This window comes from Rhizocola hellebori (genome assembly GCF_016862955.1).
GTDB lineage: Bacteria > Actinomycetota > Actinomycetes > Mycobacteriales > Micromonosporaceae > Rhizocola > Rhizocola hellebori.
In genome coordinates this window covers 1-25,998 of sequence record NZ_BONY01000035.1, presented here as the reverse complement: position 1 = coordinate 25,998, position 25,998 = coordinate 1, and the positions used below count along the sequence as shown (strand labels likewise).

32 protein-coding genes are annotated in these 25,998 nt (G+C 67.0%); 11 read left to right on the top strand and 21 right to left on the bottom strand.

Annotation, left to right across the window (positions count from 1 at the left end):
* Positions 1–172: 172 nt before the first annotated feature.
* Entirely contained in the window at positions 173–475 is a 303-nt protein-coding gene (locus Rhe02_RS26375; RefSeq protein ID WP_203911051.1) for a hypothetical protein, read from the bottom strand.
* 21 nt (positions 476–496) lie between these two features.
* Between Rhe02_RS26375 and Rhe02_RS26370 the strand changes: the two genes are divergently transcribed.
* Both Rhe02_RS26370 and Rhe02_RS50600 read left to right on the top strand, forming a co-directional pair.
* The gene (locus Rhe02_RS26370) at positions 497–1,417 is read left to right on the top strand and encodes a hypothetical protein (protein WP_203911050.1); all 921 of its coding nucleotides are present in this window, start codon (positions 497–499) and stop codon (positions 1,415–1,417) included.
* Positions 1,414–1,539 carry a hypothetical protein gene (locus tag Rhe02_RS50600; RefSeq protein WP_275412647.1) on the top strand — a complete coding sequence of 42 codons (126 nt, stop codon included), beginning with the start codon at positions 1,414–1,416 and terminating at the stop codon, positions 1,537–1,539. The genes Rhe02_RS26370 and Rhe02_RS50600 overlap by 4 nt, the downstream gene beginning before the upstream one ends.
* Before the next feature lie 4 nt (positions 1,540–1,543).
* On the opposite strand, the gene Rhe02_RS26365 is transcribed toward Rhe02_RS50600, so the two are convergent.
* The 6 genes from Rhe02_RS26365 to Rhe02_RS26340 all read right to left on the bottom strand — a co-directional run bounded on the left by Rhe02_RS26365 (position 1,544) and on the right by Rhe02_RS26340 (position 4,780).
* Positions 1,544–1,744, bottom strand: a complete 201-nt coding sequence (locus Rhe02_RS26365; RefSeq protein ID WP_203911049.1) for a hypothetical protein — start codon at positions 1,742–1,744, stop codon at positions 1,544–1,546.
* A gap of 61 nt (positions 1,745–1,805) precedes the next feature.
* The gene (locus tag Rhe02_RS26360; RefSeq protein WP_203911048.1) at positions 1,806–1,982 is read right to left on the bottom strand and encodes a hypothetical protein; all 177 of its coding nucleotides are present in this window, start codon (positions 1,980–1,982) and stop codon (positions 1,806–1,808) included.
* Between the two features lie 63 nt (positions 1,983–2,045).
* Complete coding sequence (locus Rhe02_RS26355; protein WP_203911047.1) at positions 2,046–2,585, bottom strand: DoxX family protein; 540 nt, start codon at positions 2,583–2,585, stop codon at positions 2,046–2,048.
* A gap of 28 nt (positions 2,586–2,613) precedes the next feature.
* Positions 2,614–3,573, bottom strand: coding sequence for a pirin family protein (locus tag Rhe02_RS26350; protein ID WP_203911046.1), 960 nt, complete (start codon positions 3,571–3,573; stop codon positions 2,614–2,616).
* A gap of 21 nt (positions 3,574–3,594) precedes the next feature.
* Positions 3,595–4,335, bottom strand: coding sequence for a hypothetical protein (locus Rhe02_RS26345; protein ID WP_203911045.1), 741 nt, complete (start codon positions 4,333–4,335; stop codon positions 3,595–3,597).
* Positions 4,336–4,423: 88 nt separating this feature from the next.
* On the bottom strand, positions 4,424–4,780 hold the full coding sequence (locus tag Rhe02_RS26340; RefSeq protein WP_203911044.1) for a VOC family protein: 357 nt from the start codon (positions 4,778–4,780) through the stop codon (positions 4,424–4,426).
* Positions 4,781–4,870: 90 nt separating this feature from the next.
* On the opposite strand from Rhe02_RS26340, the gene acnA reads away from it, so the two are divergent.
* Complete coding sequence (acnA, locus tag Rhe02_RS26335) at positions 4,871–7,585, top strand: aconitate hydratase AcnA (protein ID WP_203911043.1); 2,715 nt, start codon at positions 4,871–4,873, stop codon at positions 7,583–7,585.
* Positions 7,586–7,614: 29 nt separating this feature from the next.
* Here the strand turns inward: acnA and Rhe02_RS26330 are convergent, their stop codons facing one another.
* The 4 genes from Rhe02_RS26330 to Rhe02_RS26315 form a co-directional block, all read right to left on the bottom strand.
* Positions 7,615–8,019, bottom strand: a complete 405-nt coding sequence (locus Rhe02_RS26330; protein ID WP_203911042.1) for a hypothetical protein — start codon at positions 8,017–8,019, stop codon at positions 7,615–7,617.
* A gap of 18 nt (positions 8,020–8,037) precedes the next feature.
* Positions 8,038–8,940 carry an RIO1 family regulatory kinase/ATPase domain-containing protein gene (locus tag Rhe02_RS26325; protein WP_203911041.1) on the bottom strand — a complete coding sequence of 301 codons (903 nt, stop codon included), beginning with the start codon at positions 8,938–8,940 and terminating at the stop codon, positions 8,038–8,040.
* Positions 8,941–9,100: 160 nt separating this feature from the next.
* Positions 9,101–9,766, bottom strand: a complete 666-nt coding sequence (locus tag Rhe02_RS26320) for an HAD family hydrolase (RefSeq protein WP_203911040.1) — start codon at positions 9,764–9,766, stop codon at positions 9,101–9,103.
* Positions 9,767–9,837: 71 nt separating this feature from the next.
* Positions 9,838–11,130 (bottom strand): DUF2637 domain-containing protein, encoded by a 1,293-nt coding sequence (locus tag Rhe02_RS26315; RefSeq protein WP_203911039.1) that lies wholly within the window; start codon positions 11,128–11,130, stop codon positions 9,838–9,840.
* A 153-nt stretch (positions 11,131–11,283) separates the two neighbouring features.
* Here Rhe02_RS26315 and Rhe02_RS26310 point away from each other — a divergent pair, with 153 nt between their 5' ends.
* Positions 11,284–11,862: a TetR/AcrR family transcriptional regulator gene (locus Rhe02_RS26310; RefSeq protein ID WP_203911038.1), complete on the top strand. Its 579-nt coding sequence runs from the start codon at positions 11,284–11,286 to the stop codon at positions 11,860–11,862.
* Positions 11,863–11,868: 6 nt separating this feature from the next.
* Here Rhe02_RS26310 and Rhe02_RS26305 read toward each other — a convergent pair whose 3' ends face one another.
* Entirely contained in the window at positions 11,869–12,105 is a 237-nt protein-coding gene (locus Rhe02_RS26305) for a DUF6343 family protein (RefSeq protein ID WP_203911037.1), read from the bottom strand.
* A gap of 18 nt (positions 12,106–12,123) precedes the next feature.
* On the opposite strand from Rhe02_RS26305, the gene ddaH reads away from it, so the two are divergent.
* From ddaH to Rhe02_RS26285, 4 genes are read left to right on the top strand one after another with little or no spacing between them, the layout of a single operon-like run.
* Positions 12,124–12,906: a dimethylargininase gene (gene ddaH / locus Rhe02_RS26300; protein ID WP_275412646.1), complete on the top strand. Its 783-nt coding sequence runs from the start codon at positions 12,124–12,126 to the stop codon at positions 12,904–12,906.
* A 7-nt stretch (positions 12,907–12,913) separates the two neighbouring features.
* Entirely contained in the window at positions 12,914–13,834 is a 921-nt protein-coding gene (locus Rhe02_RS26295) for a TIGR04222 domain-containing membrane protein (protein WP_203911036.1), read from the top strand.
* Positions 13,831–14,658, top strand: a complete 828-nt coding sequence (locus Rhe02_RS26290) for an MbnB/TglH/ChrH family RiPP precursor modification enzyme (RefSeq protein ID WP_444544528.1) — start codon at positions 13,831–13,833, stop codon at positions 14,656–14,658. The genes Rhe02_RS26295 and Rhe02_RS26290 overlap by 4 nt, the downstream gene beginning before the upstream one ends.
* On the top strand, positions 14,655–15,086 hold the full coding sequence (locus Rhe02_RS26285) for an SCO6045 C-terminal-like domain-containing protein (RefSeq protein ID WP_203911034.1): 432 nt from the start codon (positions 14,655–14,657) through the stop codon (positions 15,084–15,086). Before Rhe02_RS26290 ends, Rhe02_RS26285 begins: the two co-directional genes overlap by 4 nt.
* 60 nt (positions 15,087–15,146) lie before the next feature.
* Here the strand turns inward: Rhe02_RS26285 and Rhe02_RS26280 are convergent, their stop codons facing one another.
* The 5 genes from Rhe02_RS26280 to Rhe02_RS26260 form a co-directional block, all read right to left on the bottom strand.
* Complete coding sequence (locus Rhe02_RS26280) at positions 15,147–15,947, bottom strand: SigB/SigF/SigG family RNA polymerase sigma factor (protein WP_203911033.1); 801 nt, start codon at positions 15,945–15,947, stop codon at positions 15,147–15,149.
* Positions 15,948–16,111: 164 nt separating this feature from the next.
* Positions 16,112–18,220 (bottom strand): SpoIIE family protein phosphatase, encoded by a 2,109-nt coding sequence (locus Rhe02_RS26275; RefSeq protein ID WP_203911032.1) that lies wholly within the window; start codon positions 18,218–18,220, stop codon positions 16,112–16,114.
* Between the two features lie 7 nt (positions 18,221–18,227).
* A complete protein-coding gene (locus Rhe02_RS26270) occupies positions 18,228–18,950 on the bottom strand; it encodes a metallophosphoesterase family protein (protein ID WP_203911031.1) in 723 nt (240 codons plus the stop codon).
* Entirely contained in the window at positions 18,947–19,204 is a 258-nt protein-coding gene (locus Rhe02_RS26265) for a BON domain-containing protein (protein ID WP_203911030.1), read from the bottom strand. The genes Rhe02_RS26270 and Rhe02_RS26265 overlap by 4 nt, the downstream gene beginning before the upstream one ends.
* Positions 19,201–19,764, bottom strand: coding sequence for a nucleotidyltransferase family protein (locus Rhe02_RS26260; protein ID WP_203911029.1), 564 nt, complete (start codon positions 19,762–19,764; stop codon positions 19,201–19,203). The genes Rhe02_RS26265 and Rhe02_RS26260 overlap by 4 nt, the downstream gene beginning before the upstream one ends.
* Before the next feature lie 95 nt (positions 19,765–19,859).
* Between Rhe02_RS26260 and Rhe02_RS26255 the strand changes: the two genes are divergently transcribed.
* Positions 19,860–20,168, top strand: a complete 309-nt coding sequence (locus Rhe02_RS26255) for a heavy metal-binding domain-containing protein (RefSeq protein WP_203911028.1) — start codon at positions 19,860–19,862, stop codon at positions 20,166–20,168.
* A 10-nt stretch (positions 20,169–20,178) separates the two neighbouring features.
* On the top strand, positions 20,179–20,940 hold the full coding sequence (locus Rhe02_RS26250) for an SDR family oxidoreductase (RefSeq protein ID WP_203911027.1): 762 nt from the start codon (positions 20,179–20,181) through the stop codon (positions 20,938–20,940).
* Here Rhe02_RS26250 and Rhe02_RS26245 read toward each other — a convergent pair whose 3' ends face one another.
* From Rhe02_RS26245 to Rhe02_RS26230, 4 genes are all read right to left on the bottom strand, one after another.
* Positions 20,941–21,426 (bottom strand): hypothetical protein, encoded by a 486-nt coding sequence (locus tag Rhe02_RS26245; RefSeq protein ID WP_203911026.1) that lies wholly within the window; start codon positions 21,424–21,426, stop codon positions 20,941–20,943.
* 9 nt (positions 21,427–21,435) lie between these two features.
* Positions 21,436–23,331 (bottom strand): ABC transporter ATP-binding protein, encoded by a 1,896-nt coding sequence (locus Rhe02_RS26240; protein WP_373320705.1) that lies wholly within the window; start codon positions 23,329–23,331, stop codon positions 21,436–21,438.
* Between the two features lie 129 nt (positions 23,332–23,460).
* The gene (locus tag Rhe02_RS26235) at positions 23,461–24,210 is read right to left on the bottom strand and encodes an enoyl-CoA hydratase/isomerase family protein (protein ID WP_203911024.1); all 750 of its coding nucleotides are present in this window, start codon (positions 24,208–24,210) and stop codon (positions 23,461–23,463) included.
* Between the two features lie 64 nt (positions 24,211–24,274).
* Positions 24,275–24,502: a helix-turn-helix domain-containing protein gene (locus Rhe02_RS26230; protein WP_203911023.1), complete on the bottom strand. Its 228-nt coding sequence runs from the start codon at positions 24,500–24,502 to the stop codon at positions 24,275–24,277.
* Positions 24,503–24,681: 179 nt separating this feature from the next.
* Here Rhe02_RS26230 and Rhe02_RS26225 point away from each other — a divergent pair, with 179 nt between their 5' ends.
* Positions 24,682–25,932 carry a glycosyltransferase family protein gene (locus Rhe02_RS26225; RefSeq protein ID WP_239124064.1) on the top strand — a complete coding sequence of 417 codons (1,251 nt, stop codon included), beginning with the start codon at positions 24,682–24,684 and terminating at the stop codon, positions 25,930–25,932.
* The last annotated feature ends 66 nt before the right edge of the window (positions 25,933–25,998 follow it).

The window sequence follows — 25,998 nt, the reverse complement described above, 5'->3', positions numbered from 1 at the left end:
GTTGCCACGCCGCCAAGTATTTGCGGCCAGGCGGGCAAGCTGATTCGCGGCGGCGCGATTTGCCGCCAGGTTGGCGTGGCACCAAGTTGTTTGGTGCCAGGCCGTTTGACAGCCAGGTTGGGTGGAACTGGGTGGTTTGGCGCCGGATGGTTTGGTGGCCGCGCTGCGAGGGTCAGGCGAGCAGCAGTCCGGCCAGGCAGGACAGCGAGTTGGCGAGGACAGCCGCGGCGAAAAGGATTGAGGAGGAACGGCGAAGAACCGCCCACAGGAGTCCAAACTCGACCATCCACGCCGCCAGCTCGACGAGCATGAAATAGCCGATGGAAGCTCCGCCTGCCAGCAGCAGCCACACCGCCGGATGGGTGACGAGGTTGACCGCCACGGCGAGCGCCCAGGCGGAGCGGAAGCGTAGCGCCACAACGTAAACAGGCACCTCGATGGCAAGCGTCAGCGCGAGGGCAACGACGTAGGGCACCGGGCCAGTATGCTGCCGCCGATGACCGCGACCGCCCCCGCCTTGACCCGCACAGCCGTGAACCTGCCCGCGCTGGGCATGGCGGCTGCCGCGACGGTGGCTCTGGCAGCGGCCTTGCGCGCGCCGCTGGCCGCCACCGTCGCCGGGTTTGTGGTGTTCGGCGCGCTGCACAACGTGCTCGAGCTGCGCTACGTCCTGGGCCGTTTCGCGCAGGTGCTCACCGGCCGCTTCCTGGGTGTGCTCGTCGGGCTGGTGACGATCATCGCGTTGTGCCGCCTGCTTGCCTTGCCCAGAACAGAGATTCTCGTGGGGTACGCGCTGCTGGCCGCCGCCTCGCTATGGTGCCTGAAGCACAGGCCGCTCCTGCTGGCCGCCGCGATCGTGTTGCTCGCCGTGGCGGCGGCCGGTTCCTTGGCCTGGCCGGCGCACCACTTCGTGGTCTTCACCCACCTGCACAACATCGTGCCGCTCTTCTTCGTCTGGGAGTGGAGCCGCAGCCCCGCGGTGAGAGCGGTTTGCGTCGGCTGGGTGCTCGTCATTCCGGCCGCGCTGCTGGCGGGCGCGGCCGACTCACTGATCCGAGTGGACGGGCCGGTGAAGTTCTCGCCCGCGGCCACCCCGTTGCTCGATGGGCAGATGGCGGCCAGGCTGCTTGCCGTCTTTGCTTTCCTGCAGACCATGCACTACGTGGTGTGGGTGTGGCTGCTGCCGCGTTACGCCCCGTCGGCGACCCGCCGGTTCGAAGAGCGGGTGCCCGCCTTGACGGGTTGGCGAGCCTGGGCCTTGGGCGCGATAGCAGCCTGCGCGCTGGCTCTGATCCTGCTTGCCGATTACAGCACCGGGCGCGGCGTCTACGCGTCGCTGGCGACCTATCATGCCTACCTGGAGTTCCCGGTGCTGCTCGCGCTCGTCTTCACCCTCCGGAAGGGGCAACAATCATGATCGCTTTTGACATGGCGCCGGAGCCGGGCCCGGCGCCCGCGCTGGCTCTGCTGGCGGTGCTGGTGGCGACCGCCGTGGCGACCGCCGCATTCCTGTACCTCAAAACTCGTAAGCGCCCCTGATCTGTTACTTCGACGGCTGGGGCGGCGGCTCGCAGGTGACCTTCGGGTTGACCCCGACGTAGTTCAGCGGCCCGGCGATGACGGTGACCAAGGTGCTTCCCGCCGTGGAACAGTCCTTTTCAGTACCGCTGAAGTAGCCGCGCTGTCCGGCGGCCAGAAGTCCAATCACGATCCAGATAACGACGATGACAGCACCAATTCGCATGCCGTGAGTTATTCCCCGTCCGCTGGAATCTCAACCGGGATGCCAGCGGACAGGTGAGGATCTATCTGCGGCGGCGGTAGCCGGAAAGCGCCGTAGCCGCGCCCGCCAGGTGTAGTGCTACGCAAAGCAAACCGGCCGTGGTCAGGGTGGCCGGCGTGATGACCTCGCCCATGCTCTCGCCGACGAGCTGGAGCAGCAGCGCGAGGCCAAACAGGATAGCGGCGATGATGGCGAACATCTATGTCCTCCTTGGACAGTGAACGGTGTCGCCTCGCAGGTACCCGCTACCGGGCAGGATCAATCACCCGGGTAAACGATCCCTGGCGGTCAACATCGCGATTTTCGCCTCACGTTTGGCGGTCTTGGTACCTCGCCGGACGCTGCCGGCCACGGAGTCGGCAAGATGTTCGGTGCGCCACCTGAGGCCGGGCCGGCCCTGGGTGTCGGCGGCCGCCAGCAGCAAACCTCCAAGCAGGCCAAGGTTTTTCAAGAACTGCACCTGCTGGCGTTGCCGTTCCTCGGGATCCTTGATGGTCCAGAACGGGTGCCCGGCAATGGTGGTCGGGATCAGCGAAGCGGCCAGCATGGTCGCGGCCGGGCGCGTGAAGTGGCCGAGCGCAAGCAGCAGCGCCCCGCCGACCTGGACCACGCCATTGATCTGCACCAGGGTCTCGGGGTCCGTCGGCAACCTCGGATCGATCTTTTCCAGCATCGTGGCCATCGGGTCGGTCACCCGCTTGGCCCTGGGCACAAGGCCTCCCGGGCCAGCGAGCGCTTTGATCCCGCTGGCCAGGAAGATGCCACTGAGTAACACACGGGCGGTGGTGCGCACGGGTTTCATAGCCCCGTCATACCCCGCGGAAAGGAACTTAAAGAACGTCGTGACCCGGGTGCGGCTCCGCCGGGATCACTCCCAGCCGGCCGGCCTTGAAGTCGTCGAAGGCCTGCACCAGCTCTTCGCGCGTGTTCATGACGAAGGGGCCGTAAGCCGCGACTGGCTCCTTGATCGGTTGCCCGCCCATGATCAGCACGTCCATGCTCTCCTTCTCATCGGCCTGGACGGTGATCACGTCACCGCTGCCGAAGACCGCGAGCTGGCCGAGCCGGGCCGGACGGCGCTTGTCGCCGACGGTTCCCTTGCCCGCCAAGGTGTAGACGAGCGCGTTGAAGTCGGGACGCCACGGCAGGCGTAGCTGAGCCCCGGCCGAAAGGGTCGCGTGGACCAGCGCGATCGGGGTGTGGGTGATGCCCGGCCCGGGATTGCCGGCCACGTCGCCGGCGATCACGCGCAGCAGCGCGCCGCCATCGGGCGAGCTGAGCAGTGAAACCTGGCCGGCCCGAATGTCCTGATAGCGCGGGTCGGTCATCTTCATCTTGGCGGGCAGGTTCACCCAGATCTGGAAGCCGTGGAACAGTCCACCGGATATCACCAGATCCTCGGGCGGAGCCTCGATGTGCAGCAGCCCGCTTCCGGCGGTCATCCACTGCGTGTCACCGTTGGTGATCAGACCGCCGCCACCATTGGAGTCCTGGTGCCGGAAGGTGCCATCGATGAGATAGGTGACCGTTTCGAAGCCCCGATGCGGGTGCCACGGCGTGCCTTTCGGCTCGCCCGGCGCGTAGTCGACCTCACCCATCTGATCCATGTGGATGAACGGGTCGAGGTCTCGCAGATCCACTCCAGCGAATGCCCGGCGCACCGGGAATCCCTCGCCTTCGAAGCCGGTGGGCGCCGTGGTCAGGGAAACGACGGCACGGTCGCGGGCGGCTTCGCCTGGCACTGGGACACGCGGAAGGACTAGCGGGTTCTCCACAGTTACAGCTGGCATGCCCTCACTATAGTTGAGCATTCAACTAACTGCAAGTGACTCCACCCGTGGGCATTTCTCCTCGTCGGGGAGCATTGGGCGGAAGATGACGTAATAGGTGGCGTCTCCACTTCGCCAGAATTCGCCGGTCTTTGCCCCCGCGAACGGCTCCGCCGCGTCTGCGGTCAGCACCTGGCAGCGGCCGACCTCATAGCCTTCCCCGGCGGTGGCCAGATCGTTGAGCTCCCACTTGCGCGGGCTGGCCGAGGTCTCCTGGGGCTGCGCCCACACCGCCAGCCTAGAGGGCTTATACGGTGATTTCTCCGGGCCGATGTCGGGCCCCAGAAAACCGTCCAGATCCTTGAGCCGATCCCGCAGCGCGGCGATCTTGCCCTCCGGCGACACGACGAGATTGACGTGGCGCTTGCCCCCGGAGACCACCACGAAGGTGACCGAGGGCGCGTCGGGCCCGGCTGGGGCGCCCGGCGCGGCCTTGCCGGCGAGGCCCGCGTCTGCGGCCGCCTGGCTGACCTTCTTGACTCCCGCTTCGGTGAGCTGGCGCTGCACCAGACCGCCGGCGGTTTTGACGACCGCGATCCCGCCGCCGTAGACGGACACCACCGGTGTCGTCAGCCCTCCCCCGGGCGGCAGCATCCCGGGCAGTTCCACCATGCGCAGCACCAGATCCCGGGCGCCGGTGGGCGGGTCGGCGATAACCTTCGGGCCGGATTCACAGGCGGCGGCGAGCAACACGGCCGCGAGCAGGACAGGCAATCGCCTCAATGACAACACCCATCCTCAGACGCAAGGCCGGGCCCGACGGATCCGCCCGGCCCGGCGCCAGCACGGCCATTGATACCAAGGCTTTTCGTTAGGGGACGGCGACGAACTCGATGCGGTTGCCGTGACAATCCTCGGTGTGGAAGCGGCGCACGCCGGGGATCTCATCGTTGGCCCAGATCGCGGGGTAACCGGCAGCCACGATGCGTTCGGCTAGAGCATCCAGGTCGGGGCGGCTCAGTGCGGGATGTGCCTTGCGGGCCGGGCGGAAGTCCTCCTCGACGCCGAGGTGGAGCTCCGAGCCGTACTCATCGGCGAACCAGCACCCGCCGCGCACGGCGAGCGCTGGGGGCTTGGGCTTTTCGGTCATGCCGAGCACGCCGACATAGAACTCACGAAGCGCGTCTTCACTCCCCGCCGGGCAGGCAAGCTGTACGTGGTGCAACATGTGGGAAGTGAACCATGGGAGTTGCATCTTTAACAAGACGGACGTACGGTTTACGACGTCGGACCGGGTAGAACCCTAAGGAGTACCGCTGTGGCCAGCCTCGACACCTTTGGTGCGAAGAGCCAGCTGAGCGTCGGTGACGCGAGCTACGAGATTTTTGAGATCAGCAAGGTGGAAGGCCACGAGCGGCTGCCCTTCAGCCTGAAGATCCTGCTGGAGAACCTGCTGCGCACCGAGGACGGTGCCAACATAACCGCGGACCACATCCGCGCCCTGGGTGGCTGGGAGCCCACGGCGGAGCCCAGTGTGGAGATTCAGTTCACCCCCGCCCGGGTGCTGATGCAGGACTTCACCGGGGTGCCGTGTGTCGTCGATCTGGCCACGATGCGGGAAGCGGTGCGGGAGCTGGGCGGCGACGCCAGCAAGGTGAACCCGCTCGCGCCGGCCGAGCTGGTCATCGACCACTCCGTCATCGCCGACATCTTCGGCCGCCCGGACGCGTTCGAGCGCAACGTCGAAATCGAGTACGGCCGTAACCAGGAGCGCTACCAGTTCCTGCGCTGGGGCCAGACCGCGTTCAACGAGTTCAAGGTGGTTCCGCCGGGTACCGGCATCGTGCACCAGGTGAACATCGAGCACCTGGCCCGCGTCATCATGTCGCGCAACGGCCAGGCCTACCCGGACACCGTGGTGGGCACCGACTCGCACACCACGATGGTCAATGGCCTGGGCGTGCTGGGCTGGGGCGTGGGCGGCATCGAGGCCGAGGCCGCGATGCTCGGCCAGCCGGTGAGCATGCTCATCCCGAAGGTGATCGGCTTCAAGCTGCACGGCGAGCTGCCCTCGGGCGCGACTGCGACCGACCTGGTGCTCACCATCACCGAGATCCTGCGCAAGCACGGGGTGGTCGGCAAGTTCGTCGAGTTCTACGGCACCGGCGTGACCGCGGTGCCGTTGGCCAATCGCGCGACGATCGGCAACATGAGCCCCGAGTTCGGCTCCACCTGCGCCATCTTCCCGATCGACGGCGAGACCATCACCTACATGCGCCTGACCGGGCGCACCGAGCAGCAGCTGGCGCTCGTCGAGGCCTACGCCCGCAAGCAGGGCCTGTGGCACGACCCGTCGGCCGAGCCGTCCTATTCGGAGCGTCTCGAGCTCGACCTGTCCACCGTGGTGCCGAGCATCGCCGGGCCGAAGCGCCCGCAGGATCGCGTTTCGCTCACCGAAGCGAAGACCGCGTTCCGGGCCGCGCTTCCGGACTATGTGGACGACGACAACATCGACGAGGCGGGCAAGGAGAGCTTCCCCGCTTCGGATCCACCGGCCGCCACCTCGGGCCGCGCCAGCAACCCGACCGCGGTCACCGCGCCTGACGGCACGGTTTACCAGCTCGACCACGGCGCGGTCGTGATCGCTTCGATCACCTCGTGCACCAACACCTCCAACCCGCAGGTGATGATCGGCGCCGCGATGCTCGCCAAGAAGGCGGTCGAGAAGGGGCTGCGCGCCAAGCCTTGGGTGAAGACCACGCTCGCGCCGGGGTCGAAGGTGGTCATGGACTACTACGCCAGGGCCGGGCTTACTCCGTACCTGGAAAAACTGGGTTTTCATCTTGTTGGCTATGGCTGCACGACGTGCATCGGCAACTCCGGTCCGCTGCCCGACGAGGTCAGCGCTGCGGTCAACCACAGCGACCTCGCGGTGGTGTCGGTGCTGTCGGGCAACCGCAACTTCGAGGGCCGCATCCAGCCGGACGTGAAGATGAACTACCTCGCGTCGCCGCCGCTCGTGGTCGCCTACGCGATCGCCGGATCGATGGATGTCGACCTTGTGCGCGATCCGCTGGGCGTGGACGAAGCCGGCCAGCCGGTCTACCTTGCCGACATCTGGCCGTCGCCGCTGGAGGTCCAGGAGACCATCAACATGGCGGTCAACTCGCAGATGTTCGCCGACGGCTACGTCGACGTGTTCGCCGGTGACGACCGCTGGCGCAACCTGTCGACCCCGACCGGCGACACCTTCGCCTGGGACGGCGCGTCGACCTACGTGCGAAAGCCTCCCTATTTCGACGGCATGTCGATGCAGACCACCCCGGTCAGCGACATCAGCGAAGCCCGGGTGCTGGCCAAGCTGGGCGACTCGGTGACCACCGACCACATCTCGCCCGCCGGCTCCATCAAGCCCGACTCGCCGGCCGGCCGGTACCTGACCGAGCATGGCGTGGAGCGCAAGGACTTCAACTCCTACGGCTCCCGGCGCGGCAACCACGAGGTGATGATCCGCGGCACCTTCGCCAACATCCGGCTGCGCAACCAGCTGGTGCCGGGCGTGGAGGGTGGCTTCACGGTCAACCACCTCACCGGCGGCCAGGAGTCCATTTACGACGCCTCGCAGGCCTATCAAGCCGCCGGGGTACCGCTGGTCATCCTGTCCGGCAAGGAATACGGCTCCGGTTCCTCGCGGGACTGGGCCGCCAAGGGCACCGCTCTGCTCGGTGTGAAGGCGGTCATCGCCGAGTCCTACGAACGCATCCACCGCTCCAACCTGATCGGCATGGGCGTGCTGCCGCTGCAGTTCCCGCCCGGACACACCGCCGATTCGCTGGGGCTGACCGGTTCCGAGTCGTTCACCATCACCGGCGTCACCGCGCTCAACGACGGCGTGACCCCGAAGACGGTAAAGGTCAAGGCCGGCGATGTGGAGTTCGACGCGCTGGTGCGCATCGACACACCGGGTGAGGCCGACTACTACCGGCACGGCGGCATCCTGCAATACGTGCTGCGCAAGATGATCGAAGGCTAGTCAAGGCGGGATTTAAGGGTGTGGGTGCTCTAGCGGAGCAGCCACACCCTTACCAATTCCGCCACCGGTGTGACGTGGAACAGACCGGTCAGCGCGGTGGCCGCGGTGCAGCCGGCCAATGTCCACTTTGGACCGCCAGAGCGCCATATCCTTGACAGCGACCAGATTCCCGCTACCACGAGCGCCACCGCGAGAGCGAAACCGATGGACGAGAGGAACCACAGTGGCGCGTAGAGCACATAGCCGGGATAGCCGTAGCGGAGCAGCCTATCCGGCGTGGTTTCAGCCCAGCCACCCGGAGCCTTGATGGCCAGGAACATCAACGCGGCCACCGCAACGCCGTACAGGGCCAACACGAGCAGCTGGACTCCGATGAGGAGCCGGACACCGGGCCGCCTTGACGCGACCCGGGCCGGCTGATCGATGGCGGTCATGCCGAGATGCTACGGCTTTCACCGGACTCCGGCTTCGGCCAGCAGCTCGCCAACGAGCGCCGCCTCGTCGAGGTCCGCCACTCCGCGAGCAGCGAACCAGGTGACGACGTTGTGCACGTCGCGCTCCAGGAAACGCCGGCCCTGCGGGTTGGCCACCAGGTCCACAATCTGTGGCAGGTCGATGACGACCAGCCGCCCTTCGTGGACAAGGATGTTGTAAGGCGAAAGGTCGCCGTGGGTGTAACCGGCCCGCGACATCACCCGCAACGCCAGCAGCATCTGCTGCCACAGGTCGGCTATGTCGGCGTCGTCGCCGCGGACAGTCGCGAGCCGCTCCGCGGCCACCCCGTCGGGCGAGCCGACGTACTGCATGAGGACTTCAGTCCCGAGGATCTGCACCGGGTAGGGCACGAACGGCTCTATCCCCAGCTGCTGGCAGGTCTGCCAGAGCAGGATCAGCGAGTTGAACTCCGCCATCGCCCACCTGCCCGCGATGGCCTCCTTGCCGAACTCGGTGCGTTTCTCCATGGCCCGGTTGACCCGGGACGCCCTGTCCTTCCGCCCTTCCAGGTATCCGGAGTCGCGGTGGAACATGCGGTGGTCGTGGCTGCGGTAGCGCTTGGCGACCAGCATGCAGGACCGATCGGTCCCCGGCACTGCCCGCGTGATGAGGCAGGCGTCGGCCTCCTTGCCCGTCTTGAGCACACCGTGTTCGAAGTCGACGGCAGCCAGCTCGGTGACGAGCCACTCGGGATACGGCCGCGGGCCGCGTTCCAAGGGCGTGGACAGATCCCAGGTAGACCAGCGGTCACCGGTTTCGGGTTTGTCGGAGGTTTCGTCCCATTCCTCTTCTTCGGAGTAGGACTTCTCGAAAGTTAGATCTAGATCATCATCGTCGAAACGACGTTTTTGCTTACGCAACGCAAAGCTCCTTGAGAACGGAGAGAGAACGAGGGAACGACCGGGGTGCAGGGCACAACAACGACAGTCATCACGAGGCTCATCTCCTCTCCACTCAGAGCAATGGTGCATAGCAACGCGCAGAAGCCTAACCGGCGCCACCGGAAGGCTGTCAACTGATTTATCTCATCCGGTATTGCGGGTCGGCGGCCAGGACCTCGGCCACGGCCTGGATGACGCCCTCGGCGATCCTGGTCGGGCCGAAGCGCGGCTCTGTCCAGCGGCGGCCGCGGTGGATCCAGACGCTGGGAATGCCGACGGTGGTGGCCCCGCCGATATCGGCCTCGGGGCCATCACCGATCATCCATGCTCCGCGCAGGCGCATCCGCACCCGCTCGGCCGCGATCTCGAAGATCCGCGGATTCGGCTTACGGCAGTCGACCTCCTGCGAGATGACCCAGTCAGCCACGAACCGGTCGAGACCGGTGTGCCTGATTTTGGCCTCCTGCTGGCGGGTCTCCCCATTGGTGACGATCACTGGCACCCAGCCGGCGTCGGCCGCGATGCGCAGTGCGGCCCCTACCATCGGGTCGAACTTAGTTGACTCAATCTGCCCTTCGTGCAGCTCGTCTACGAGGTCAACCACCGAATCGCGGAGCCGGTAGCGCTCGCGGATCGCGTCCGCCAGGTCCCACCGTGAGGTGAGACCATCGGCGTCCGCGTCTACCAGCCAGTCCAGGTCGTAGGGCGGTGCGCCCACTCCCGCAAGGAACCGAGCACCCCAGGCCCGGAACGCGCCGTCCCGGTCCACGAGGGTGTTGTCGAGATCCAGCAGCAACAAGGGCACGCGGGCACGATACGTGACTCACGACACGCCGGTGAAGCCCCCACCGGGTATGAAGTGAAAAGCACCTCATCTCACACGATTTCGGCGTCGGCACCCACCACGTCTCGGTTGCGGGCTGCGCGTATCTGATCGCGCGCCCACGACTCCGACGGCCGGAAGCCGTATTGCTGAGACGCCCAATCGCGTACCTGCCCCGGAAGCGGCACCTCGCCCATGGCCAAGGCCTCGGCGATGAAACGCTGCGTCTCGTCCTTGCGCTCGTCCCACAGCGGATGACGGCCCATCGGCTCACGCCCACTGGAAACGGGGAAGATCGACTCCAGCTCGGCCCGCTGCGCGGGATCGAGCACGGGCTCGGGCGCCCGCATCGGGGAAGGCTGTGCCGAAACTGGCGCCTGGGGTAGGGGTGGCTGCTGTGGCACCTGGTAGTGCCCGTTGCTGCCGTGGCCATTGGGCTGGACGTGGGAGAACTGCGCGTTGTGCTGTTGAGGCACCACGGCCGGCCGGTGGGCCAGCGGCTGACGGCCAGCGGTGGCCTTCGCCCGCTTGACTTCGGCTCTGGCGTGCACCTCGACGAGCTTGGCCTGCTGCTCCTCGCGGACCCGCAGCGCGCCGTCGAGCCGTCGCTGTCGCTTGGACTCGCGCACATCCATAAGATGATCTAGGGCGTTGCGGACACTGGGCCGGATGCCCTCCGCGGGTGGGTGAACGATCCACGCCCGCCGCGCCGCGAAGGTCGACAGCGGCGCGTAGAGCCAGCGCTGCCCGAATCGCGGGTAGCGGGTCTTGAGCGCCACCTCGTCGTCGATGTTGGCCATGAACTGGTCGAGCAGCTCATGGAACATGGCCATGCCGGCCATGGAGAGGAAAGCCAGGTAAAGACCGGCCCACAGGGACCACTTTTCCCGGCCGTGCACGAAGTTGAGCGCGGCCGACATGGTCGCCGCCGCGAGAACGATCTTGTATGCGCGCCCGGGGTGACGGCCGCGTTTGACCGCGACGAATGCCCAGGCTCCAAAGGAGACACTGATGCCGTCAAGGCTCAGTGGCACCAACATGTTCGTCCAGTGGTTCCAACCCATCACGTCGCTGGCGAAACCGGTGAGGCCGATGAACGACACGCCCATCACGGCCAGCCAGACCAGAAGCGATGGAAGTAGTGCAGCTAGGAAAAGCGCGGTGTCCTTTGCCTTGTCGAGACGGTTGTTGTAGGCCTCGGGGTGTGCCAGCCGGCGGCCGCGCCGCCTTCCAGCGGCTCGGGCCAGGGGCACCCCGATGAGCAGCGAGACGGTCAACACCGACACCACCAGAACCATCACCCAAGTAGGTACCTGAGTGTCGGTCAACTGGGTTAACAGGTCCACTGTGCGTCCCTCCTTCGTGGGTCGGGGAGGGATTCTTCCATGCCGCGATGACATTGCCGCGTTCGCCATACGCGAACAGTTGTGCCAATCCTTTACCGTCCAAAACGTACGTACGGATTGCACCACCCACGCCGACCTGGGAAGATCGGACATGTGCCCAGGGTGAGTCAGGATCAGTTAGACGCGCGCCGCCAGGAAATTCTGGCCGCCGCCAGAGCCTGCTTCGCCAAGTTCGGATATGAAGGCGCAACCGTGCGCCGATTGGAAGAGGCGACCGGCCTGTCTCGGGGAGCGATCTTCCACCATTTTCGGGACAAGGATTCACTTTTTCTGGCCGTGGCCGAGGATGACGCCGTGGAGATGGCGGCGACCGTGGCTCAGCACGGGTTGGTGCAGGTCATGCGGGATCTGCTGGCGCGCGCCGCCGATCCTGACGCGGCTGGATGGCTGGGCACCCAACTTGAGGTAGCGCGGCGGTTACGCACAGATCCCGATTTTGCCAAACGCTGGGCCGAGCACGACGAGGCCATCGCCAAAGCCACCCGGCAGCGCCTGGAGCGGCACGCGGCGGCCGGCACGCTGCGCGAGGACGTGCCGCTGGAGGTGCTCACCCACTTCCTCGAGCTGGCCTACGACGGGATGGTCAAGCGCCTGGCCATGGGGGGATCAGCCGGCGACTTCGGCCCGGTCCTCGACCTCATCGAGGAGACCGTCCGCCGCCCTCGGAAGTGATGCTCGTCACTCAAAAATGGAATGGCTGACGCCCGGCTCGCGCTTGCGGCGACGCCGCCGCCGGATCTGGATCGCCACCAGATCCGTGATCGTGACCGCGAGCAGGACACAGCCGACCACCGCGAGCGCGAGGTTGCCGTACAGGAAGGCGAGCACGATGAGCGTGATCGTGCACAGCAAACCGAACACGGCAAGCGTCAGGCGCAGGTTCAGCGCGCTCTGCGGCTTTTCACCGCTGGACATACCACTACTCTCCCCGTCATGGGCGTGATCAAACAAGGCAGGGCGCTGGTGCGCAGGCCCGGTCCGCGGCTGGCCGAGGGCATCGTCACCCACATCGAACGGCAGCCGGTCGACCTCGACCTGGCGCTCGAGCAGCACGCCGGCTACGTGGCGGCGCTGCGCGGGCACGGGTGGCAGATCCATGAGGTGACGCCGGCGCCGGACAGCCCGGACGCGGTGTTCATCGAGGACACCTTGGTGGTGCACGGCGACCTGGCGATCGCCACCCGGCCGGGCGCGCCGCAGCGCAGGGCCGAGGTGGCCGGAGCGCAAGCGGCGGCGGCGCAGCTGGGCCTGCGCGTCGCCTCGATCACCGAACCGGGTGTGCTTGACGGTGGCGACGTGCTTCAGGTCGCGGGGACCGTCTACATCGGACGCGGTGGGCGGACCAACGGCGAGGGCATCCGCCAGATGCGCGCCCTGACCGGAGCGCGAGTGGTTCCTGTACCCATATCAAAGGTTTTGCACTTGAAATCGGCCGTAACCGCATTGCCTGACGGCACTTTCCTCGCCCTGGCCGATGCCGTGCCCGCTGGGTTGTTTGTGGGGGTAAGGGAGGTGACCGAGGAGGCCGGATGCCACGTGGTGCCGATCGGCGGCGACCGCGTCCTGATCTCGGCGTCGGCGCCGCGCACCGCCGACTTCCTCGCCGACCTGGGCTTCCAGCCGGTGGTCGTGCCGATCGGGGAATTTGAGAAGCTCGAAGGCTGCGTCACCTGCCTGTCCGTGCTGATTCCCACAGGTGGCGCGCAGAGTCCATGATGTGTGCATGACCGACACGTGGGGAATCCCCGGCCCACTGTTCCTCTGGGCCTTCATTGGCATCGCGGCGATCATCGTGATCGGCGCAGTGGCGCACCGGCGCCGGGTTCTCGCCGGCCCGGACGACGTTCGCATCGACCGCCTGACGCCCGCCGAGGTGGCTTACCTCGGTGAAGGACCGGGACGTGCCGCCTACGCCTCGCTGACCACGCTGAACAAGGCCGGCGTCGTCGACTTCGAGGAAAACGGACGGCTGCGCCGCACCGGCGGCATTCCCGCCGGGTCCACCGCGCTCGACTCGGCGGTGCTGCAGGCGGCGGGCCAGAACACGCGCGCTTCACAGCTGGCCGCCGACCCCGCGGTCGCGTCGGCCCTGCGCGACATAGAGACCGATCTCCAGCGGCGCGGTTTGCTGATCACCTCCGACGCCCGCAAGTCCGCGCGCCTCGGTTCCTGGATTCTGTTGGGGCTGTTCATCTTCGGCGCGCTCAGGTTCTTCCGCGGGGCCAGCGACGGCAAGCCGGTGGGATACCTCGCGCTCACCCTCGTCGCGATGATAGTGACCATCATCGTGTTGCGGATCGTGCCAAGGTTGAGCCGGGCTGCCCGCCAGGCCTTGGCTTCCCTTCGCCGCACCCATCACTATTTGGGTACCTCAAACCGCCCCGCCTGGCAGACCTACGACCCGGTGATGACAGGCATGGCGGTGGGGCTGTTCGGCACGGCGCTGCTCTGGGATGCCAACCCGCAGATGGCTGAGGCGGCCGGCATCCGCGATCAGGCCACCGGCATGAGCAGTTATTACGGGACCGGTACCACCGGAGGTTACTACGGTGGCAGCGATAGCGGCGGGGGCAGTGACGGCGGCGGGGGCAGCAGTTGCGGCGGGGGCGGCGGTTGCGGAGGCGGCGGAGGATGCGGCGGGTGAGTCCCCTTTCGGGTAGGGGCATAGGCATCGGGTGGCGGCCGGAGATTGCCGGCTTCGTCGCCGGGCTGCCGAGCCTGCGGTTCGTCGAGGTGATCGCCGAATCGCTGCCCGCCAAAGGTGATCTGCCACCCGCGCTGCAAACGCTCGCGGCGCGCGGCATCGCGATCGTGCCGCACGGCGTGAGACTCTCCCTCGGTGGTGCTGAACCGGTCGCCCCGCAACGGGTGCAGCACCTGGCGCGGTGCGCCGAGCTGACTGGCGCGCCACTGGTGAGCGAACACATCGCCTTCGTGCGGGCGGGGGGTTTGGAAGCGGGGCACCTGCTTCCCGTTCCGCGCTCGCGGGAGGCCGTCGACGCCATCGTGGCCAACGTGCGCCGTACCCAGGCCGAGGTCACCGTTCCCCTTGCCCTGGAACCGATCGCGGCCCTGTTCGAGTGGCCCGACAACGAGCTGAGCGAAGCCGACTTCCTCACCGAGATCCTTGACCGCACGGGGGCGATGCTTCTGCTCGACGTCGCCAACGTCTACGCCAACGCGGTCAACCGCGACATCGACCCACTGTCGGCATTGGAGAGACTCCCCCTCGATCGCGTCGCCTACGCCCATGTGGCCGGGGGCAGCCGCCATGACGGGCTCTACCACGACACGCACACCGACCCGGTACCGGTCGATGTGCTGGAAATGATCGCAGAGCTGCGGGACACGGGCCGGCGCCCACCTGCTTTCCTGCTCGAGCGCGACGGCCACTACCCCGCCGCGATCCAGCTTCGTTCAGAGCTGGATGCCATCGCCGAAGCGTGCGGATATCCGAGGGTGACGTGAATCTCGCTGAACGCCAAGCGGCCTTGGTCGCAGCGCTGGTAGCCGGAGCGGACGCGCCGGAGGGTTTTGACACTCGCCATTTGGCCGCCGCGAGAGCCGCGCTGTTGGCCAAACGGGCCGAAGAGGTCAGGCAGGTATGGCCCGCGCTCTGCGCCGCCTATGGGCCGCAATGGGCCGGGGTTTTCGCGCGCTGGGCCGATTCCCGCCCGCCACAGGGTGCGCTGCGCGACGGCTGGGACTTCGCCCTCGACCATCCGCCCACCGCCGGGGGCATGGTGGAGCTGCGGATCAGGCAGGCGACGTGGGTGCGCCCACGCTCAGGCCCCCTGCGAAGGCGGCGGCTGCCGATGATTCGCTGGTGCGCCAGCGAAACCAGCCGCCACCGGATCGCTCTCCAGCTGGCCGGGCGGATTTACCTGCTGCCCTAGTGGGACGGTGATCAAACCGGGGGCGCGAGGGGTGTGTGCCGCGCGCCCCCGTGGACACGATCAGACTTCGGCCAGCAGCCTTCCGCGCAGCGCGCTGAGGGACTGCGACAGGAGTCTCGACACATGCATCTGGGAGATTCCAAGCTTCTTCGCGATCTGGCTCTGGGTCAGGTCTTCGAAGAACCTCAGATAGAGGATCCGTTGCTCCCGTGCCGGAAGCTCGGAGACGTGCTGACGCAACGCCTGCCGGTCCGGCACCGACTCCATCCGGTCATCGGGGGCACCGATCAGCTGACCGAGCTCGATGGCGCCATCGTCCACCGTCACGGGGCTGTTCAGCGACCGGGTGTTGTAGGCGCCGCCGCATTCCATGCCGGCGAGCACTTCTGCCTCGCTGAGCTCGAGGTGCTTGGCGATGTCCGCCACCGACGGCGATCTGCCCAACTCCTGGGTCAGCGTCGGCTGCGCCCGGCTGATCTGCAGATGCAGCTCCTGCATCCGCCTGGTGACGTGCAGACTCCAGGCAGAGTCACGGAAATGCTTCTTCAGCTCGCCGAGAATGGTGGGCACCGCGAACTTGCTGAACGCGACACCACGCTCCGGATCGAAGCGATCCACAGCCTTGATCAGGCCAAGCATCGCGACCTGCATCAGATCGTCGAGGTCTTCACCCCGCCCGTGGAACGAGCGCGCCAAACGTGAGGCCAACGGCATGTAGGTCTGGATAGCCGTTTCGCGCAGCCGCGCGCGCTCCTGGTCTTGCTGAGCCAGCTCGTGCAGGCTCGACAGGGCGTGGTCTGCCACGGTCGTTTCATCGGTGACCGGGCGTCGGGGATGGATAGTCAAAGTTGCGGAAGCCATAGCCGCTCCCAACCGCAAGGGACCACTGGCACCGATTCGGGTGCTTTGTCGCGGGTCCTATCTGCAGTGCTGTGGCACCCGTTTCTTGAGAGCCACCGCGACCACCCTTGGGTGACCGCGCTGGAATGACACTACCCCAGCGCCCTGGGCTAGGCAAACCCGAGCTATTTGGCCTCCACGATCAGCAGACATGACTCGCCGTCACTGAACTCCATCGCTGTCTCCAGCACCGCCCGCGGCCCGCCGATGCCCGCCAACCGCTCGAACTCGCGCATGAGCAACGGCAACGGGTCGGCCACCGCCCGGCGTCCAAAGGCCACCCCATCGGTGAAGAAGATGATCAGATCCTTCGGCTCCAGTTTCGCCACCGCCTGGCCGTAGCCGCCATGCGCCATCAGACCCAGCAGCACCCCGGGCGGGGCGGGCAGCTGTCGCGCCGTCCCGTTGCGCAGCAACACCGGGGCCAGATGCCCCGCCTGAGACCAGATCAGCGTGCGCTCGCTGGTGAGGAAACGCGCCAGCACCATGCCGGCCATGTGAGCCTGATCACCGCGGTGCAGCTCCGTGTTAAGCGCCTCAAGGATTTCCGCGGGCGGAGACCCGGCGTGGCCCATGACCCGGGCCGGGTACATGAGCCGGGTCATGGTGGCCGCCGCGGCCAGCCCGCTGCCGACGATGTCGCCGATCGCGAGCAGCATGTCTCCGTCCGCGGCGGTGGTGGCGTCCAGGAAGTCGGCTTGGAACCGGCGGTCCTCCTGCGGCACCCAATGCTGGCCGCGCACCCGCAGGCCCGGCGCATCGATGTCCAGAGCCGTTGCTGGGTACCAGATCTCCCGCATCTGCCGGGTCATCTCGCGCTCCGCCGCGGCCCGCATCCGCTGCTCGCCGAGCTGAGCCTCGGTGCGCCGCAACACATCCTCGGCCGTGCGTCCCTCGGTGATATCGGAGGCCACCGCCTGCACCAGATGCACGTCGCCCTGCGGTGTGGTCTTGGACTCGGCCACCAGCCGGATCGTGCGCAGCTTGCCATTGGGATGCGGCACCCGGAACTCGACATCGGCGGGCACCTTGAGCTCCAGCAGGCTGGTCAGCAATCCTTGCACGGCACCGATGTCCTCCGGGTAGACCAGCTTGGACAGTCTGTCCAAAGCGGACGGCCCGGCCGACGCCTCGCGCCCGAACAGCTCGTAGAAACCGGGCGACCACAGGATTTCCCCGGTCGCAAGGTCCCACTCACCGAAGCCGAGCCCGCCGATGATCTCCATCTGCAGCACCTGCTCGTTCTGGCGCTGCGCGTGGTCGAGATGCTGCTGCGACACGAGCAACTGGTCGCCCACGCGCACCGCGCGGCGTCGCAGCAGCAAGCGGCGCGGGCGGCCCCGATAGAGCACAGTCTCGTAGGAAGCCGGCCTTTCGTAGGGCTCGGATTCGTTGTACGCCTTGACATACGCGTCGAAGATGCCGAGGCCGGCCAGGTGCGGCTCCAGGTCGAGCAAGCGGCTGCCGATCAGGTCGGCCGATGACCGCCCGAACAGGTCGGACAGCTCCCGGGTGGCGAAATCCACCACGAAATCGACCACCTGGCCGGAGCTGTCGTAGACCGGTGAGAGCACCTTGCCCTGACCGAAAACCGCCGCCAGCACGGTGTGCAGCCAGTGCAGCTGGTCCCACGGCGTCGACACCGGGCACCACAGGCGCCGGCCCACCCCGGCCACCACCTCAGCCAGCGCATCCAGCGCCCGCTTGTCGGCCGGGGCGAGGCCGGGCGGCTCCGCCCAGGTGAGCACAAGCGTCGTCGCCGCGTTGGCCGTCTGCACCGGATAGCTGGTCTTCGTCCCCTTCCCGGCGGGCCCGGCCATGGCCAGGATCCGGGTCGGGTCGCCATCGGCCAAAAACGCCACCGACTCCACGCCGACCTGAGCCAAACCATCGTTGAGCAGGAACTCGGCCAGCTCGGGCAGGCTTGCCGCGGCCGATGCCGCCCCGGCCGCCCGCAGGATGTGCCGGCCGAAACCCGACGGGGGCGTCTTGACCGCCTTCTCCCCCTTGCCGGCGACTATGTCCGCGGCGAGGTCGACCACAGAGATGTTGCGCTTCTGCGACTGCTGGGACAGGTGCTTGAAGGCGCGTTCGGGGTCGGTCTGCAGGCGCTCGGCCAGCATCCCCTTGGCCTGTTCGATGGTTCCCCTGGTGCGCAGGGCGCGGCGCAGGCCGCTGACCTCCTCCTCCAGACGGCGAACCCGTGCGATCCAGTCAATGCCGTCATCAGTCACGTCGTCATTATCCAGCACCGTGATCAAGATTGAAAATACTGTATGCGTGCTTGATGACCGGATGGGCCACATTGCGGACCCGCACCCCGCCGGGAGTGACACCGCGCTCGCTTCCGGCATGCGCGTGACCGTGGATGGCCAGATCGGCCGGCGCCGAGTCGATGGCCTCGCCGAGCAGGTACGAGCCGAGGAAAGGGTAGATCTCCAGCGGTTCGCCGACGAGGGTGTCGGGCACCGGGGCGTAGTGGGTCAACGCCACCCGCAGGTCACACTCCAGCTCCTGCAACGATTTGCTCAACCGCTCGGCGCTGTGTTCGGTGGTGCGCACGAAGGATTTCATCTCCGGCTCGCCGAACGCGCTGGCGCACCGGCCGGCGAAGCCGCCGCCAAAGCCCTTGACCCCGGCCACGCCCAGCCTGCCGCCGGGGGTGCCGATCACGACGCCGCTGCCTTCGAGGACCTGGATCCCGCTGGCGGCAAGGACCTCGACCACCTGATCGGGCTCGTCGCCATGATGGTCGTGGTTGCCCAGCACGGCGATCACCGGTACCTGCAGCCCGCCGAACTCCTGCGCCACGCACTGCGCTTCGCGCCTGCTGCCGTGCCGGGTCAGGTCACCGGCGAGCAGCAGCACATCGGCGCACTCGGGCAGCTCCAGCAGCGCGGGGCGGTAGCGGCCGAGCAGGTCGACGTCCATATGGACGTCACCGACCGCCGCGATGCGGATCATGCCAGCTCCTCGGCTTCCATGGGACGCCCCACCCTTACCACCACGATGTCGTTGCGGACCTCGCAGTGCGGGAAGTGGGCCGCCACCCGCTGCGCGATCAGATCCCGGCGATGCTCGCTTTCCACCTCACCACGGATCACCACACAGCCGTCGCGCCGGACGATTTCCATTCCCTGTTCGGCTATCCCGCCGTCCTCGGCCAGCTCGCGCTGCGCCGAGGCTTCCGCGTACTCATCGTGCTCGGCGTGCTTCATGCCATCACCTCGTCCGGCATCACCTGCAGGATCTCCAGAAGGACCAGAAACGCTTGTGCGTAAGGAGATTGCTTGGTTTCGCGGCGCACCAGATCCCAGTCGATCTGCTCGCGCAGCGAACGGGCCAACGGCATCGCCCGAGCGAAGTCGCAGTTGTGCTGATTGAATGCCAGCAGCTTGTGCACCATGAGGGTGCTGGCGGTCACCACGGGCAGATGCATGCCACCGACCTGAACGGTCTCCGCCTCGGCCAGGGTGTCGTCGGTGACCGGGCGCTCCACCGGACGGAAGATGAAGTCGATCAGCCGACCCTCGTCGTAGGCCTTGACGAGCCAGTCCTCCGGAGGACGCTCCGTGGAGAATCCGGCCTCGGCGAAGACGGCGAGGACCCGGGCTGCGTCACCGGGCCGGATCAGGAAGTCCACATCGTGGTCGCTGGAGGTGCCACCGCGCGCGTAGACGGCGAAACCGCCCATCAGCGCGAAGGGGATGTCGTTGCGTCTGAGCACGGCACCGGCGCGCTTCATGGTGAGCAACAGCTCCTCACAAAGATCCGTCATGAACGGTCAGTACCCGGGTCGTGGCGCGCTCACACCTGTTTTCCCACGAGCATGCGGGGGTAGCGCTATTCGAGACGTACTTTGGGGGTGAGGAAATGATGGTGGTGACCACCGAACACATCCCCGGTCAAACGGTGACAAGGGTGCTGGGGCGGGTGCTGGCTGTGATCACACGACGGCGCTCACCGGCAATGACAGGCCCGCGCCTGCGCGATCTGCTGACGGCATGGCGCAGCGATGCGGTGCGAAACATGGTGGAAGCGGCACAGGGAAGGGGCGCGAATGCCGTGCTCTCAGTGCGCTTCGACCATCGCGACGTAGGTGAGTCGTGGATGGAGATCTCCGTTCACGGCATGGCAGTGGTGACACGCAAGGATTCCAGCGCCGCTGAGGAGTTGACATAGGATTCCCCTCATGGATTTGGGACTGTCCGGCCGGGTTTTCATCGCCACGGGCGCCTCGCGCGGGCTGGGCTTCGCCACAGCGCGGTGCCTGGTCGACGACGGCGCGAAGGTGGTCGTGTCGGCGCGCGATGAGAACCGGCTGGCCACCGCGGTCAAAGAACTCGGCGGCCCGGGCGCGGCGGTGGGCATCGCCGCCGACCTGACCGACCCGGCCACCCCCGGCCGCCTGGTGAGCGCGGCCAAAGAGAATTTCGGGCGGCTCGACGGCGCGCTGGTCTCGGTGGGCGGCCCGGCCCGCGGCACCGCCGCCACGGTGACCGATCAGCAATGGCAAGAGGCCTTCGAAACCGTTTTCCTAGGTACGGTACGGATGGCCCGCACGGTGGCCGGGGCAATGGAACACGGTGGGGCCATCGCCTTGGTGCTCTCCAGTTCCAGCCGCAGCCCGGTGCCGGGGCTGGGCCTCTCCAACGGGCTAAGGCCCGGGCTGGCCGGTGCGGCCAAAGATATGGCCGACGAATTCGCCGCCCACAATGTGCGCGTGGTGAGCCTGCTCCCCCACCGCATTCTCACCGATCGCAACCGGGAGCTGTTCGCGGCGACCGGTGACGCCGCCGCCGCGCGGGCGCAAGCCGAGGCGAGCATCCCCCTGGGACGGCTCGGCGACCCGGCCGAGTTCGGACGGGTCGCCGCTTTCGTGCTCTCGCCCGCCGCGAGCTACCTCACCGGGTTGACCATCCCGATCGATGGCGGCGCGCTGCGGGTCATCTGATCAGAGGCAGGCGACCTTCACCGGGTCGCTCTTCTTGTCGTCGACGGTCTCGAAGACGGCTTGAAGCTTCGCCGGATCGGTGCCGGCCGCGTCGAGGTCGGTCTTGAGCTTGCGGACCTCGGTGAGCCTGGTCTGCAGCGCCACTTTGACCTCGGCGTCGCCGGCCTGGTCGGTGATCGCGGAAAGCTTGGTCTCCTGCTGGGCAATCAGCGTCTTCACCTGCGACAGGGCGCCAAGCGCCTTCACCGGGTCGGACTGAGCCGCGGACAGGTCCGCGGCGAGCGGCTCCAGCTTGGCCTGCGTCTCGGAGTCAAGCGCCTTGTAGGCGTCACAGCTGGTCTTCTTATCTGCCAATGCCGCCTTGGTGATGCTGGGCTTCACGCTGGCGCCCGGCTCGTCCTGCGGAACATCGGCACACGCGCTGACAGTGAACAAAGCCGCGCCAACGGCGGCGATGGCAAGGAAACGGCGCACATAAGGGGTCACCCAGGCAGCTTACGCAGGTTCGGCAAGCGCAACGGACAGCGGACGTGGCGAGTCCACGACAGCGAACTGCGTCCGATAGAGATCAGCATAGAGGCCACCCGAGACGAGCAGCTGCTCGTGGGTGCCGCGCTGCACGATGCGGCCTTGGTCGAGGACCAGGATCTGGTCGGCTTCCCGCACGGTGGACAGGCGGTGGGCGATCACCAGCGCGGTGCGCCCGACCAAAGCCGTTGTCAGCGCTTCCTGAACGGCCGCCTCGCTTTCCGAGTCGAGGTGAGCGGTCGCCTCGTCGAGGATCACGATCGACGGCGCCTTGAGCAGCAGGCGCGCGATCGCGATGCGCTGCTTCTCGCCGCCGGAGAACCGGTAGCCCCGCTCGCCCACGATCGTGTCGAGGCCGTCGGGCATGGCCTTGACCACCGAAGAGATCTGCGCGCCGCGCAGCGCCTCCCACAGCTCCTCGTCGGTGGCGTCGGGCTTGGCGTAGCGCAGGTTCTCCGCGATCGTCTCGTGGAACAGGTGAGCGTCCTGTGTCACCACCCCGATGGTCTCGCGAATCGAGGCCAGGGTGGCGTCGCGCACGTCGACACCGCCCACCAGGACAGCGCCTTCGGTCACGTCGTAAACCCGGCTGACCAGCATCGAGGTGGTGGTCTTCCCCGCGCCGGAGGTGCCTACCAGCGCCACGAGCTGGCCGGGCTCCACCGTGAAGGAAACCCCGCGCAGCACCGGCTCGGTGGCCGTGCGCTCCAGCGTCGAGACGTCCTCCAGCGAGGCCAGCGAAATCTCGGCCGCGGTGGGATAGCGGAAGTGGACGTCGCGAAACTCCACAGTGGACGATCCCTTGGGCACCGCCACCGCGTCGGGCTTCTCGGCGATTCCCGGCGGCAGGTCGAGCACCTCGAAGACGCGGTCGAAGGAGACCAGCGCCCCCATCACATCGACACGCACGTTCGACAACGCGGTGATCGGGCCGTAGAGGCTGGTCAGCAGCATCGCCAGGGACACCACCTGACCGGCGTTGAGCTGACCGTTCACCGCGTACCACCCGCCGAGGCCGTAGACGAGCGCTTGCGCGAGCGAGGCGACGAGCATCATGGCCATGAAGAAGGTGCGTGAATACATCGCGGACTGCACGCCGATGTCGCGCACCCGGGCTGCCCGCGTCGAGAACCGCACCGACTCGGTCTCGGGATGGCCAAAAAGCTTTACCAGCAGGGCCCCCGCGACGCCGAACCGCTCGGTCATGGTGGCGTTCATCTTGGCGTCGAGGTCGTAGGACTCCTTGGTGATGGCGGCAAGGCGGTGCCCCACCCGGCGGGCCGGGAGGATGAAGACCGGAAGAAGCGTCAGCGAGATGAGGGTGATCTGCCAGGACAGCGTCAGCATCACCGCGGCCGTGAGGACCAGCCGGATGATGTTGCTGACCACCCCGGACAGGGTGGAGGTGAAGGCCCGCTGGGCACCCATCACGTCGTTGTTGAGCCGGCTCACCAGCGCGCCGGTCTGGGCGCGGGTGAAGAACTGGACCGGCTGTTGCTGGACGTGGTCGTAGACCTTCGTCCTTAAATCGAAAATTAGACCTTCTCCGATGCGCGCGGAGAACCATCGCTCCGCCAGCGAAAGCCCGGCACTGAACACCGCCAGCGCGGCAATGATGAGCGCGATGCGCATCACGTCGCGGCCCGCCTCGGGGCCGCCCTGGGTGATGGTGTTCACCACCTGACCGGCCAGCACCGGGGTCACCACACCGATGATCGCGGCCAGGATGATGACCAGGAGAAAGACGGTTATCTCTCGCTTATAGGGCTTGGCGAAAGCCAGAATGCGCCGGGCGGTGGCGCGGCCGATCTTCCGCTTGTCGACGCGCTGACCCCGCCGCATCGAACGAAGCAGCACCTCCATGCCACCGCCATGACCATAGCTCACACCCATAACCTAGCTCGCCCTGGTGGTGAGTCGCTTGGAGGCTCTGCGGTGTAGGCAGGCCGACGCGACTCGCCACTTGGGCGCGGCCGAGACATAACGGCTTGGCTATTCGCCGATCCCGGCTAGATCCCGGATGCGGCGGGTCTGCGCCTCCCGCTCGGCGCGCTCCTGCTCCGGGAATCCCCGGCCCATTGCGGCCAGCAGCAGCGCCTTTATCTCCCGGACGGCGTGCAGGTTGCCGGCGAGCAACGCCGCCACGAGGTCACTCGTGGCCGACTCGAGCTCGGCGCCGGGGACCACCAGGTTCGCCAGGCCGATCCGGTCAGCTTCGGCCGCGCCGACGCGGCGGCCGGTGGCGCACAGCTCTAGCGCCCGGGCGTAGCCGACGAGTTCGACCAGGCGTTTGGAGCCGGTCAGATCCGGTACCAAACCCAAAGTGACCTCGGCCATGGAGAACGAAACGTCTTCGGCCACCACGCGCAGGTCGCAGGCGAGGGCTAGCTGGAACCCCGCGCCGATGGCGTGGCCCTGCACGGCGGCGATGGAGATCAGGTCGGGCCGGCGCAGCCAGGAGAAGCCGGCCTGATACGAAGCGATCCGGTCGGCGGCGGCTTCGGGGGTCAACGCGGCTACCGAGCCGAGCTCCTCACCCATGATGCTGCGATCGAGGCCAGCCGAAAAGGAAGGGCCCTCGCCCTTCAGGACAACAATTCTGGTGTCACCGCTCAAGCTTCTAGCGAAATCCGCTAGAGCGAGCCACATAGCCGGGGTCTGTGCGTTGCGCGCCTGCGGGCGGTCCAAAGTGACCGTCGCAACTGGACCGTCCTGCGTTGCGCGGAAGCCGGTCGTGGTCATCCCCGCCCGGCTTCCAGGGGGTTTTCTTCGCTGGCGACAGCACCGCCATCGCCAGCCAGCATTTTCATGCCTTTTTGCGCCGACGGGCGCCGCCGCGCTGGCGAAGCTGGACACCCGACTCGGTGAGTACCCGGTGGATGAATCCATACGAGCGGCCGGTCGAAGCGGCCAGCGCCCGAATGCTCTCGCCGCCTGTGTAGCGCTTCACGAGGTCTTTGGCGAGCGTTTGACGTTCGGTCCCGACGATTCGGCGACCCTTCTCCGTCGTGCTAGCTGTGCCTGTGGCTGCCATGTGATTCCCTCACGTCCTAGTGACGATACGGACTTTGCGGTCTCATCTATTAGACCGCCTCGGACGATCATGCGCTAGATATCAATTTCTTGCCAACCGACACGCGCACTCCTGTCGGGTACCCGATAGCGTGGTCCGCCGTGGGGACACGCGAGCAAAGAGACCTGGCAGGGTGGTTGATGCTGGTCGCTATCGGCGTCTTGCTCACCTGGCTGGCGGTGCGCAGCGGCGCACGACTTGGCACAGCGAGCGCGCCTTTCCTAGGCCGCTACCGGTTCGAAATCTCGCCGCTGTCGCTTGCGGCACCGGCGGTCGCCGGCGCGGTGTTGCTCGTCTCGCGACGCGGCTACCTGGATTCGGTGCGGTGGTGGGTGATACGGCTGGGATCCGCGGCCGGTTTGTTCGCCTGGGCCGTTTCCCTGGCACTGGTGGACGGCCTGGACGGGCTGACCCGTTCGCTCACGCCGGACAGCTATCTCGGCGATGTGCAGGACGTGGGCGACGACCCACTCGGTTACCTGCGCACCTTCACCAGCCGCAACGCCGAGCACACCATTGCCACGCGCGGCCACCCGCCGGGACCGGTGCTTGTCCTGTGGGCGTTGCAGCGTATTGGCATAACCGGTCACTTCGGTCTGGCCATTTTGGTGACCGCTATCGGGGCACTTGCCGCACCCCTTGTCCTGTCGGCGGTACGAGATGTAAGTGGTGAAATCGCCGCTCGTCATTTCTTTCCGGTGATGGTGCTCGCCCCTTACGCCGTATGGCTTGCCGTCTCGATGGACGCCGTCGTGCTCACCATCGCCGCCGCGATGACGGTGGCCGGCTTGCGAGCCACCAGGCACAGTGGCTGGACAGCGGCGGCCTGGGCCGTCCTGGCCGGACTGTTGCTCGGTGTCGCCGCGCTGTTCTCCTATTCCGCGGGCTGGCTTGGTCTGTCCATAGTGGGCATCTACTTCGCGCGCCGTCGCCCGGCACTGAACCTCTTCAGCGGATTGAGCGTGTTAATACCGGTGCTGCTCGCCTCGCTGTGCGGATTCGCGTGGACCGACGGGCTCGCCGCCGCTTACGCGGATTTCGGGCAGCGTATAGAACCGGAACGGTCGGCACTCTGGTGGGGATTGATCAGCGTCTGTGCGTTGCTGCTGGCCACGGGCCCGGTCCTCTATGCCAGCATTCGCAAGCTGCGCAACACACCTGGCTGGCCATTCATGCTCGGGGCCGCGGCCGCGGTGCTTTTCTCCATCGGCGCGGGCCTCGCCCGGGGCGGCATAGAGCACGCGTGGCTGCCATTTTTCCCATGGCTCGTGGTCGCCGCGGTGGCACCCGAAGAGCGCGGCGGCCCAACACCGCCCGCACCCCTGTTACTAGCCGGAATCGGCGCATTGACGGCCGTCATCATCGAAGCCGTCCTACTTACCCCGTGGTAGCAATCGCCCGCGCGCTGCCGCGCGTTTGCTTCGCACGCGCCAATATCGCAGCGCCGCGCCGGTGTC

Excerpts from the sequence above, each read along its gene's own strand:
- Rhe02_RS26250 (WP_203911027.1), top strand. The coding sequence starts at position 20,179 with ATGGATTTGGGACTGTCCGGCCGGGTTTTCATCGCCACGGGCGCCTCG.
- Rhe02_RS26260 (WP_203911029.1), bottom strand. The coding sequence starts at position 19,764 with ATGACGGATCTTTGTGAGGAGCTGTTGCTCACCATGAAGCGCGCCGGT.
- Rhe02_RS26265 (WP_203911030.1), bottom strand. The coding sequence starts at position 19,204 with ATGAAGCACGCCGAGCACGATGAGTACGCGGAAGCCTCGGCGCAGCGC.
- Rhe02_RS26225 (WP_239124064.1), top strand. The coding sequence starts at position 24,682 with ATGCTGGTCGCTATCGGCGTCTTGCTCACCTGGCTGGCGGTGCGCAGC.
- Rhe02_RS26305 (WP_203911037.1), bottom strand. The coding sequence starts at position 12,105 with ATGTCCAGCGGTGAAAAGCCGCAGAGCGCGCTGAACCTGCGCCTGACG.
- Rhe02_RS26340 (WP_203911044.1), bottom strand. The coding sequence starts at position 4,780 with ATGTTGCACCACGTACAGCTTGCCTGCCCGGCGGGGAGTGAAGACGCG.
- Rhe02_RS26230 (WP_203911023.1), bottom strand. The coding sequence starts at position 24,502 with ATGGCAGCCACAGGCACAGCTAGCACGACGGAGAAGGGTCGCCGAATC.
- ddaH (WP_275412646.1), top strand. The coding sequence starts at position 12,124 with ATGGGCGTGATCAAACAAGGCAGGGCGCTGGTGCGCAGGCCCGGTCCG.
- Rhe02_RS26255 (WP_203911028.1), top strand. The coding sequence starts at position 19,860 with ATGATGGTGGTGACCACCGAACACATCCCCGGTCAAACGGTGACAAGG.
- Rhe02_RS26330 (WP_203911042.1), bottom strand. The coding sequence starts at position 8,019 with ATGACCGCCATCGATCAGCCGGCCCGGGTCGCGTCAAGGCGGCCCGGT.
- Rhe02_RS26235 (WP_203911024.1), bottom strand. The coding sequence starts at position 24,210 with ATGACCACGACCGGCTTCCGCGCAACGCAGGACGGTCCAGTTGCGACG.
- Rhe02_RS26355 (WP_203911047.1), bottom strand. The coding sequence starts at position 2,585 with ATGAAACCCGTGCGCACCACCGCCCGTGTGTTACTCAGTGGCATCTTC.
- Rhe02_RS26295 (WP_203911036.1), top strand. The coding sequence starts at position 12,914 with ATGACCGACACGTGGGGAATCCCCGGCCCACTGTTCCTCTGGGCCTTC.
- Rhe02_RS26365 (WP_203911049.1), bottom strand. The coding sequence starts at position 1,744 with ATGCGAATTGGTGCTGTCATCGTCGTTATCTGGATCGTGATTGGACTT.
- Rhe02_RS26370 (WP_203911050.1), top strand. The coding sequence starts at position 497 with ATGACCGCGACCGCCCCCGCCTTGACCCGCACAGCCGTGAACCTGCCC.
- Rhe02_RS26270 (WP_203911031.1), bottom strand. The coding sequence starts at position 18,950 with ATGATCCGCATCGCGGCGGTCGGTGACGTCCATATGGACGTCGACCTG.
- Rhe02_RS26240 (WP_373320705.1), bottom strand. The coding sequence starts at position 23,331 with ATGGAGGTGCTGCTTCGTTCGATGCGGCGGGGTCAGCGCGTCGACAAG.
- Rhe02_RS26280 (WP_203911033.1), bottom strand. The coding sequence starts at position 15,947 with ATGGCTTCCGCAACTTTGACTATCCATCCCCGACGCCCGGTCACCGAT.
- Rhe02_RS26360 (WP_203911048.1), bottom strand. The coding sequence starts at position 1,982 with ATGTTCGCCATCATCGCCGCTATCCTGTTTGGCCTCGCGCTGCTGCTC.
- Rhe02_RS50600 (WP_275412647.1), top strand. The coding sequence starts at position 1,414 with ATGATCGCTTTTGACATGGCGCCGGAGCCGGGCCCGGCGCCCGCGCTG.
- Rhe02_RS26350 (WP_203911046.1), bottom strand. The coding sequence starts at position 3,573 with ATGCCAGCTGTAACTGTGGAGAACCCGCTAGTCCTTCCGCGTGTCCCA.